The 7,003-nt window shown below is 65.2% G+C and carries 5 protein-coding genes; 4 read left to right on the forward strand and 1 reads right to left on the reverse strand.

Annotated features, from left to right (window positions below):
- The first annotated feature begins 86 nt into the window (after nt 1-86).
- From ACVOLQ_RS17165 to dxs, 4 genes are all read left to right on the forward strand, one after another.
- On the forward strand, nt 87-563 hold the full coding sequence (locus tag ACVOLQ_RS17165) for an LEA/WHy family protein (protein ID WP_313169576.1): 477 nt from the start codon (nt 87-89) through the stop codon (nt 561-563).
- A 37-nt stretch (nt 564-600) separates the two neighbouring features.
- The gene (locus tag ACVOLQ_RS17170) at nt 601-2,391 is read left to right on the forward strand and encodes an acyl-CoA dehydrogenase C-terminal domain-containing protein (RefSeq protein WP_481528760.1); all 1,791 of its coding nucleotides are present in this window, start codon (nt 601-603) and stop codon (nt 2,389-2,391) included.
- Between the two features lie 338 nt (nt 2,392-2,729).
- Nucleotides 2,730-3,395 carry an HNH endonuclease gene (locus tag ACVOLQ_RS17175; protein WP_282266789.1) on the forward strand — a complete coding sequence of 222 codons (666 nt, stop codon included), beginning with the start codon at nt 2,730-2,732 and terminating at the stop codon, nt 3,393-3,395.
- Nucleotides 3,396-3,561: 166 nt separating this feature from the next.
- Nucleotides 3,562-5,472 (forward strand): 1-deoxy-D-xylulose-5-phosphate synthase, encoded by a 1,911-nt coding sequence (gene dxs / locus ACVOLQ_RS17180; protein ID WP_481528761.1) that lies wholly within the window; start codon nt 3,562-3,564, stop codon nt 5,470-5,472.
- A gap of 334 nt (nt 5,473-5,806) precedes the next feature.
- Here dxs and ACVOLQ_RS17185 read toward each other — a convergent pair whose 3' ends face one another.
- Nucleotides 5,807-6,829: a TraB/GumN family protein gene (locus ACVOLQ_RS17185; RefSeq protein WP_481528762.1), complete on the reverse strand. Its 1,023-nt coding sequence runs from the start codon at nt 6,827-6,829 to the stop codon at nt 5,807-5,809.
- Nucleotides 6,830-7,003: the final 174 nt, after the last annotated feature.

Raw genomic sequence — 7,003 nt, forward strand, 5'->3', positions numbered from 1 at the left:
GCTGATCTTGCAGACCTGTACCCAACAGGCCGCCATACGCCGTAGTATTCTTGGGAGATAAGCTCAGGACCCGAGGACCACGCCCCATGCGTTTTCGCCCCCAGTACGCCCTGATGGCCGTACTCGCACTTGTACTTACCGCCTGCGGCAATGGCCCGGTGAAGCGCGTCTCTGAACCTGCCGCCAGCATCCAGCAGCTGAGCGTCGGCAATGACGGCAACTGGGAAGTGGAACTGCGCCTGCGCAACTACAGCTCCATGCCGATGCGCTTTGACAACGTGTCGCTGGCGGTGAAGGTTGGCGATGAAGCCGCCGGCACGCTCAGCGCCAGCCCGGCGCTGTCGATCGGCCCGGAATCGGCCGACGTCATCAAGGTCCACCTGCAGCCCTCGTCTTCGGCACGCATCGTCGTGGCCGATGCCCTAGCCGGTGGCCGCTCGCTGTTCTACGAACTGGAAGGCAGCGTCAGCGCCACCCCGGAAGAAAAGAAGCAACGCAGTTTCGACATCAAATCGCGCAACAGCCTCAACCAGGCTCCGGGCCTGCCCGGCGTGCTGCGCTGATCCCCCACCCGTTCCCGCATTGTTCGAGAGCCGCCTGATGAGCAACTACAAAGCCCCTGTTACCGATCTCCGTTTCGCCCTGCACGACGTCTTGAAGGCCGAGTCCCTGTTTGCATCGATGGGTTTCGAAGACGCCAGCGCCGACCTGATCGACGCGGTACTGGAAGAAGCCGGCCGTTTCAGCACCAGCGTGCTGGCCCCGCTCAATGCGATCGGCGACCAGACCGGCTGCAAGCTCGACAAGGCCACCAACGAAGTAACCACCGCGCCCGGCTTCAAGGAGGCCTATGCGCAGTTCGTCGAAGGCGGCTGGACCGGCCTGACCGCATCGCCGGACTTCGGCGGCCAGGGCATGCCGGAAACCATGGGCATGGCATTGAGCGAAATGGTGTCCTCGGCCAACCTGGCCTGGAGCCTGTTCCCGATGCTGTCGCACGGTGCGGTTGAAGCGCTCAAGCACTACGGCGAAGACTGGCAGAAGGAAGCCTTCCTCAAGCCGCTGGTGGCCGGCAACTGGACCGGCACCATGTGCCTGACCGAGCCGCACGCCGGCACCGACCTGGGCCTGCTCAAGACCCGCGCCGAGCCGAACGCCGACGGCAGCTATTCGATCACCGGCACCAAGATCTTCATCACCGCCGGCGAGCATGACCTCGCCGACAACATCGTGCACCTGGTGCTGGCCAAGCTGCCCGACGCACCGGCCGGCCCGAAGGGCATCTCGCTGTTCGTCACCCCGAAGTACAAGGTCGACCGCGACGGCAAGCAGGGCGAGCGCAACGAACTGCATTGCGGCGCGCTGGAGCACAAGATGGGTATCCACGGCTCGTCCACCTGCGTGATGAATTTCGACGGCGCCCAGGGCTACCTCGTCGGCCAGCCGCACAAGGGCCTGCAGGCGATGTTCGTGATGATGAACTCCGCCCGCCTCGGCGTCGGCGTGCAGGGCCTGGCGCAGTCCGAGCGTGCCTACCAGGGCGCACTGGCCTATGCCCGCGAGCGCCTGCAGTCGCGCGCACCCAAGGGTGCCGTGCAGCCAGACAAGCCGGCCGACCCGATCATCGCCCAGCCCGATGTGCGCCGCATGCTGCTGACCACCAAGGCACTGACCGAAGGTGGCCGCCTGCTCGCCGCACACGCTTACACCCAGCTCGATGCCGCACACAGCAGCAGCGATGCGCAGGCGCGCGCCGACGCCGATACGCTGGTCAGCTTCCTCACCCCGATCGTCAAGGCCTGCCTGACCGAGTGGAGCATCGAAGCGACTTACAACGGCCAGCAGGTGTTCGGCGGCCACGGCTACATCGCCGAGCACGGCATGGAGCAGTACGCCCGTGATGCCCGCATCACCACGTTGTATGAAGGCACCACCGGCATCCAGGCGCTGGACCTGATCGGCCGCAAGACCGCCGCCTCGCAGGGCGCCGGCCTGAAGTTGTTCCTGGCCGAAATCGAGCAGTTCATCGCCGCCAATGCCAGCAACCCGGCCGTGGCCGAGTTCCTGCCGGTGTTGGGCGGCAAGGCCAAGGAATGGGGCAAGCTGACGATCGACGTGCTGCAGCGCGCCGCCGCCAACCCGGAAGAACTGGGCGCGGCCAGCTGGGATTACCTGTTCTACAGCGGCTACGTCGCCGTGGCCTACTGGTGGGCCCGCTCGGTGGTCGCCGCACAGGCATCCAGCCATCCGGAAGCCTTCAAGCAAGCCAAGCTGGAGACCGCGCGCTTCTACTACGCCCGCATCCTGCCGCGCACCCTGAGCCACGCTGCCGGCATCGCCGCCGGCGCCGACTCGCTGATGGCGATGGATTCGGTCCGCTTCGGCGACTGATCCGGAAGCGAAAGCAGGGGCAAAGCTCCCCTCATCCGCCCCTTCGGGGCACCTTCCCCCAAGAAGGGGGCTGCAGTCCCGCACGCGGGAGAAGGGAACGATCAGGAAAGCCTGCGACCCTGAAGCCCCTCTCCCGCCTGCGGGAGAGGGGTTGGGGTGAGGGCAGCTCTTGCTTAGCCCCCTCCCTTGCGCCGAAGGCGGAGGGGAGGGCTGGGGAGGGGTAAGCTCTCAGGCGTCCGAAACACCACCAGCTTCGCGGCTAACGCCGCTCCCACAAAACCTGAGCTTCACCCGCCTTTACACAAACTGTCACGCATCGTGTATAAGCTGTTAACCCGATGGAGACAGACACTACACCGCGTAGTCTGATCGATACCGGAGCCGGGACTTCCGCTCCGACAGACGGGTTTTCACTTCCGCCCTCCCTGCACCGCCTCGGCTCCGTGCGACTGCTGTCGCTGGATGCGCATGGCCGCGTGCTGGACTGGATCAACTGGCAGGATGCCGCCTGCCTGTATGCACGCGGCGCCGTCGCCTGGACCATGGGCGATCCCTGCCTGCACGTACACGGCGCAATATCGCGGCTGACCGGCCTGCGCAGCGGCATGGACCTGCACCCGATCATCGCCTCGCGCGGCCACGCCCGCTCGCGCGCGATCGACCCCACGCCCAACCTCACCAATCCCGCGCTGTTCGCGCGCGATGCCCAGCTCTGCCTGTATTGCGGCCAGCACTTCAGCCGCCCGCAGCTGACCCGCGACCACGTCCTGCCCGTCTCCAAGGGCGGCAAGGACACCTGGGAAAACGTGGTCAGCGCCTGCTTCCACTGCAACTCGCGCAAGAGCAACCGCACCCCGGCGCAGGCCAACATGCCGCTGCTGGCGGTGCCCTACCGGCCCAGCTGGATCGAGCACCTGATCCTGTCCAACCGCAACATCCTCGCCGACCAGATGGCCTTCCTGAAGTCGCAATTGCCGCGCAAAGCACTGCAACGCGGGCTCTGAGCCCGGCATCGCGGGCCCGCGTATTCATGCGAAACAGCCATCCAGGCTGAACACGGCCTTCAGCTTGGTGCCAAACCACCTCATCCGGCGCTCATTGATGATGTGCTTTGCTTGCCCCACCCTCTCCGGACGGGGAAAATACCGTTTCGAGTGAAACGCGAAGACCATGATCGACTCTGCCAGCTATCCGCGCCTGTCGCGCATCAAGACTCCCGATGACCTGCGTCTGTTCGACGAGAGCGAACTGGGGGCCATTGCCGGCGAATTGCGCGCCTACCTGATCGAATCAGTGGGCAAGAGCGGCGGTCACTTCGCGGCAGGCCTGGGCGTGATCGAGCTTACCGTCGCCCTGCACTATCTGTATGACACCCCGGTCGATCAGCTGGTGTGGGATGTGGGCCACCAGACCTACCCGCACAAGATCCTCACCGGTCGTCGCGACAGCATCCACACCGTCAAGCAGAAGGACGGCGTTGCGCCGTTCCCCAAGCGCGAGGAAAGCGAGTTCGACACCTTTGGCGTCGGCCATTCCTCGACCTCGATCTCGGCTGCACTGGGCATGGCCATCGCGCGCCAGCGCCAGGGCGATGACCGCAAGGTGATCGCGGTGATCGGCGATGGCGCGATGACCGCCGGCATGGCGTTTGAAGCGCTGGCCCACGCAGGCGGCATGGACGACGAGCCGAACGTGCTGGTCATCCTCAACGACAATAACATGTCCATCTCCGAAGCCGTCGGTGGACTGACCAAGATGCTGGGCCGGGCAACCGCCAGCCGCACGCTCAACGCCCTGCGCGAGAGCGGCAAGAAGATCCTCGGCGACAAGCGCCACAGCCCGCCTGCGCGCTTCGTGAAGCGCTGGGAAGAACAGTGGAAAGGCATGTTCGTGCCCTCCACCGCCTTCGAGCAGATGGGCTTCCATTACACCGGCCCGATCGACGGCCATGACCTGCCGCTGCTGGTATCGACCCTCAAGCACCTGAAGGATGCCAAGGGTCCGCACCTGCTGCACATCATGACCACCAAGGGCAAAGGCTACGAGCCGGCCGAGGACGACCAGATCGGCTACCACGCCGTCGGTCCGTTCGACCCCAGCAAGGGCCTGCCGGAAAAGGGCGCGCCCAAGAAGCCGACCTATACCGACATCTTCGGCGACTGGCTGTGTGACGCCGCCGCGGCCGACCCGAAGCTGCTGGCGATCACCCCGGCCATGCGCGAAGGCTCGGGGCTGTTGCGTTTCAGCAAGGAATACCCGCAGCGCTACTTCGACGTCGCCATCGCCGAGCAGCATGCGGTGACATTGGCCGCCGGCATGGCCACCCAGGGCGCCAAGCCCGTGGTCGCCATCTACTCCACCTTCCTGCAGCGCGCCTACGATCAGCTGGTACATGACGTCGCCACCCAGGACCTGGACGTGCTGTTCGCCATCGACCGCGCCGGCGTGGTCGGCCCGGACGGCGCCACCCACGCTGGCAACCTCGACCTGAGCTACCTGCGCTGCGTGCCGAACATGGTGGTGATGGCACCGGGCGATGAAGCCGAATGCCGGCAGATGCTGAGCACCGGCCTGCAATACAAGGGCCCGGCTGCGGTGCGCTACCCGCGTGGCACCGGTCCCGGCGCTGCCGTTGGCACCGATCTGTCCACGCTGGAAATCGGCAAGGCGCAGCTGCGCGTGCAAGGCAGCCGCATCGCCATCCTTGCCTTCGGCGCGGCCGTGCCGGCGGCTGAGCAGGTCGGCCGCGAGCTGGGACTGAGCGTGGTCAACATGCGTTTCATCAAGCCACTGGACAAGGCAATGCTGCTGGAACTGGCGCGCACGCACGACGGCTTTGTCACCGTTGAAGACAACGTGGTTGCCGGCGGCGCTGGTTCGGGCGTCTCCGAACTGCTCAACGCCGAAGCCGTGCTGATGCCGATGCTGCACCTCGGCCTGCCCGACAGCTACCAGCACCACGCCAGCCGCGAAGACCTGCTGGCCGAGGCCGGGATTGATGCAGCAGGTATTCGCGCCGCCATCCTGAAGCGCTGGCCGAAGCTGCAGGACAGCACGGCACCGTTGAGTGCGGCGAGCTGAGCTGGACTCCGATCAGTGAGTATCCCGAAATCCGATGCCAGTCCCCTGGCATCGGATTTTTCTTTTGTTGGAGCGGCGTAAGCCGCGAAGCAAAAGCACCATCCGGCGATACGAAAACTGGCTGCTCGAGCTATCCCAGCTTCGCGGCTTACGCCGCTCCCTTAAACCTGCATCACCGTAGCCCGGGTAAGCGCAGTGCACCCGGGCAAATCATTCTCCAGCGGCCCCTCAGATCACCGCGAACAGCCCCGGGTGCGCTTCCGCTTACCCGGGCTACCTGGGGTGTGCCCGCCGTCCTTGCGTCAGCTCCGCACTGCCACCTCAGCACTGCTCTTCAGGGCGACTCAACCTCGTATCCCCGCGCCTGCAACGCCGCCAGATAGCCATCGGCTTCCAGCAACCGATCCACCGGCAACATCGCAAACGTTTCTTCATTGCGCTGCACGGCAGCCTCCGCAATCGACAACCAATGCTGGCGCACACCCGCCTTCAGATCACCGAAACCGCGATTGCGCACGAAGCCCGACTGCGTGATCGCCTGCATGCAGGCCGCACCCGCGTCCTCATACGGTGAGCGCCGCAACGCCTCCACATCGCCCATTGCCCAGGCATTCGCACGCTCGACCAAGGTCGGCAGATCGTTCTCAACCAAGTCCACGGTCCGTTCGAGGCACACCGCATCATCCATGCCACCCTCGCGGAACTCACGGACCGCTGCCTTCGGGTCCTCGATCTTGATCTTCCAGCTCGTTGAGGTGGGCGTGATACCCGCTGCCTTCGCGGCAGCCTCCACCACCGGCCAGACCACTGGCTTCTGACCGAGGCCGATGGATTTCATCGCCGCCGCCTGCAACTCACCGGCCGCGAACATCGGCCGTTTGCGCTCGACCCCGCCGTCGCGCGGCAGGTAACGTTGTTTCACCGCACGCCAGCGCGCATACAGTGGCGGCGCCAGCACATCGGCCAGCTCCGCGCCGTCTTCGTTGCGCATCACCTTCCAGACCGATGGCGCCAACGCCAGCTTGCCAAAGAAGCCCACGTCGGCATCAAACACCACGCCAGGTGACAGCAACACCTGCCCCGAGCGCGCGATCACCGCTCGTACCTCATCGGCCCGCCAATCAATCTGGTTTGGCAAGGGCGACACCGTGCCGAGGATCCAAAGCACATGCCCGTCCTTGCTGACCCGCCACAAGCCAGGCCCGGGCTGCACGCCATGGACGACGACCGCGTCCATATCGCGGATCGGTGCCGCACCCGCGTCCGCAGGCACGTCCATCACCTCCTGCGCCGAACCCCCTCCCGCAAGCAAGCACATCAACAGACAGCAACCACGCAAGCCCTGCACTACCGACATACCTGTCTTCCTTGGGACGATCTGGCTGGCGACATTAGCCATTTCGTTGCAGCAATGCGTTAGAACATCGTTCTTCAAGTGCAATAAATTGCCAGCCAACCATGTAGTGGGGGCCCCCACGAGGGCGAGGCTGTGACGGCGAAACCCCATCAACCCCCAGGGGCGGGAAAACAC

This window comes from Stenotrophomonas sp. STEN031, from assembly GCF_056759975.1.

Excerpts from the sequence above, each read along its gene's own strand:
- ACVOLQ_RS17165 (WP_313169576.1), top strand. The coding sequence starts at position 87 with ATGCGTTTTCGCCCCCAGTACGCCCTGATGGCCGTACTCGCACTTGTA.
- ACVOLQ_RS17170 (WP_481528760.1), top strand. The coding sequence starts at position 601 with ATGAGCAACTACAAAGCCCCTGTTACCGATCTCCGTTTCGCCCTGCAC.
- ACVOLQ_RS17175 (WP_282266789.1), top strand. The coding sequence starts at position 2,730 with ATGGAGACAGACACTACACCGCGTAGTCTGATCGATACCGGAGCCGGG.
- dxs (WP_481528761.1), top strand. The coding sequence starts at position 3,562 with ATGATCGACTCTGCCAGCTATCCGCGCCTGTCGCGCATCAAGACTCCC.
- ACVOLQ_RS17185 (WP_481528762.1), bottom strand. The coding sequence starts at position 6,829 with ATGTCGGTAGTGCAGGGCTTGCGTGGTTGCTGTCTGTTGATGTGCTTG.